The sequence below is a fragment of the Paenibacillus sp. 01L418 genome, assembly GCF_056400045.1.
In genome coordinates, this window is record NZ_JBFTSN010000629.1 from 1 (window position 1) to 2,812 (window position 2,812).

Here is a 2,812-nt window from a genome sequence, read left to right on the forward strand (position 1 = left end):
GAGTTATAGAATACCTGAAACGTATTGCTGCTCAGGATACCGCTGCCTGGACGGATCTAATAGAACCAGGACTTCGTGCATTGGAAGCAGAGGCATTAGCTCTCCATGACCAACCTTTTTCGGAACTATCGCCTCATGAGAAGGATCGATTGTTGCGCGACGTTGAGCATGATTCTTTTGGCGGCTGGCCTGTTTCATCCAAACGTTTCTTTGACACTTTATTGTGTCTGGTCGTTGAAGGATACTATGGAAGCCCGGAGCTTGGCGGGAATAGTGAAGGCAGATCATGGGAAATGATCGGGTTTCGTCCGGGGACTGTCCCCGAAAGCATTGACACGGCCCCAGAAATAGATTTACCGCAAAAAAACTTCGATCAGCTTCGGGAGAATTATGATGTGGTCATCATAGGTGCTGGCGCTGGCGGCTCAGTAGCGGCGGCTGTATTAGCTGAATCAGGGCTTCAAATTCTCGTTATTGAGCGTGGAAGCTGGCTTCGTTACAGTCAGGTAGGCAGTGATCATTTGCGCAACCATCGCTTTAGCAAATATGGTCATAACACAGGACCAGGAATGGAAGGCAGCCCTCGTACGATTCTATTGGCGGGCGGAGATGAGCGAATTACGTCGCCTATTGATGGGGACTATCATAATAATGCAATGACGCTGGGTGGAGGGACACGGGTTTACGGAGCGCAGGCATGGCGATTTCATCCAGATGACTTCCGCATGGCGAGTCGCTATGGAATACCAGATGGGAGCTCGCTGAGCGATTGGCCGATTAGCTATGAAGAACTTGAACCGTATTACATGCAGGCGGAGTGGGAAGTTGGCGTCTCTGGTGATGGGAATGCCCATTCTGGACGCGGGAAGCGACGACAGGATTATCCAATGCCAGCGCTGTCACGTACGCTGGAGGCAGAACGTCTAGCAAGAGCAGCAGAAAAGTTGGGATGGGAAGCGGGTCCGGTGCCGCTGCTCATCAACTCCGTTGATAGGGATGGTCGGCCAGCTTGCGGCCGGTGCGGACAGTGTGTTGGATTTGCCTGCCCGACCAATAGCAAGAATGGCGGGCATAATACGATGTTAGTGAGGGCAATCGCAACTGGTAACTGCGACCTGATCTGTGATACCACTGTGGAGCGCATTGAAACCGAGGGTGGAAAACATGCTACCGGGGTTCGTCTCGTGCAGCAATTGGAGGGCTCAATCCAGCGACGGATAATACGTGCGGGGCATGTTGTAGTTGCTGCCGGAGCTATCGAAAGCGCACGCCTCCTACTCAACTCGGCAACGGAATCAGAACCGGATGGAATCGGCAATCGGAGCGGACAAGTAGGAAGAAACCTTCAAGGGCACGTCTACTCTGGTGCATACGGCCTCTTTGATGAACCGATTCAAGACGGTCTTGGTCCGGGAGTGAGCATTGCCACTTTCCGCTTTGACCATAGTAACGAGGGCATTATCGGGGGAGGGCTGCTTGCCAACGAGTTCACTCGGTTGCCGCTTATTCACTGGTATCGAGCACTTGCCCCGAATGCGGCACGATGGGGGAGCGCAGGCAAGGAAACCATGCGGCAGAGCTTCTTGCGCACCAGCCAAATTCAGGGGCCGATCCAAGAGATCCCGAGCGCGGAATCCCGAGTGCGGCTATCGAATGCGGTAAAGGATCGCTTTGGCATACCTGTTGCTCAGCTCTCGGGTAGCGTCCATCCTGAGTCGCTGCGAGCTTCAGCCATGCTGGGAGAGCAAGCAGAGAAGTGGCTCTGGGCTGCTGGGGCAAGTGAAGTTTGGCAAACTCGGGCAGGTGGCGGGCTTAGCGCCGGACAGCATCAGGCAGGTACACTTCGCATGGGCAATGACCCTTCTACTTCCGTGACTGATCCCTTAGGTCGTGTACATGGATACGACAATCTCTGGGTGAGCGACGGATCTGTTCACGTGACCAATGGCGGTGTTAACCCGGTGTTGACGATCATGGCTTTAGCTTTCCGTACTGCAGAGAACCTCGTGAAACAAGGGTAGCGAAAAATTATAGAAGCATAGTAACAAAAAACTGAATCATAAAAAGACTCGCTAAACCCTCGGATGGTCATCTTTCTATTAGAGAAGCGTAAGGGAAGAACTGCATCTGTGCAGTTCAAAAAAGGGAGGTAATCATGTCCATTATACGCCTTGCTACTCTGGAAGATATCGATGAACTTGTTCGAATGCGCTGGGAGTTCTCGGAAGAGGAGAACAGCGATAGTACACTAAACTACGAGGAGTTCCATCAGACTTGTTATGAATTCTTAGTTAAAGCAATGAAAAGCGGAGACTGGTATATTTGGGTAGCAGAAGACTCAGGAAGCATAGTGTCACATATGTATCTTCAACTCATTCATAAAGTACCGAGACCCGGTAAATCCCCGGACCCTTATTATGGATACGTGACCAACGTATATACGCGACCTGCATTTAGAAATCAAGGAATCGGCAGCGACATTCAATTGGCCATGGAGCATTGGTCAAAAGAAAATAAAGTCGAGTTCCTTTTGGTTTGGCCGAGCAGCAATAGTGTACAATTTTACTCCAAAAATGGCTTCTTTCGCTGCGATGAAGCGATGGAAAAGCATTTTTAATTTTATAATAAGAGCAGGAGCTGCGATAGCCTGCTCTTCTTTTTTTGCTCGATCAGAAAATAATCAGATTTCTCTATTCGTATTCGTCCACATCCGCTAAGATGGGTTAGTACTTAAAAAGATTGATAGCGGGGGTTCAGCACCCCAATCGAAAAGGAGCACTAACCATGATTAAGCAAGTATTAGGATTACAAC

General features: G+C 50.2%; 2 protein-coding genes. Both read left to right on the forward strand.

The window, feature by feature from the left end; translation table 11 throughout:
- On the forward strand, positions 1-2,021 hold a 2,021-nt coding region (locus AC1DSE_RS33845), incomplete at its 5' end, for a GMC family oxidoreductase (RefSeq protein WP_477528969.1).
- A 134-nt stretch (positions 2,022-2,155) separates the two neighbouring features.
- Positions 2,156-2,617 carry a GNAT family N-acetyltransferase gene (locus AC1DSE_RS33850; protein WP_477512284.1) on the forward strand — a complete coding sequence of 154 codons (462 nt, stop codon included), beginning with the start codon at positions 2,156-2,158 and terminating at the stop codon, positions 2,615-2,617.
- The last annotated feature ends 195 nt before the right edge of the window (positions 2,618-2,812 follow it).

Excerpts from the sequence above, each read along its gene's own strand:
- AC1DSE_RS33850 (WP_477512284.1), top strand. The coding sequence starts at position 2,156 with ATGTCCATTATACGCCTTGCTACTCTGGAAGATATCGATGAACTTGTT.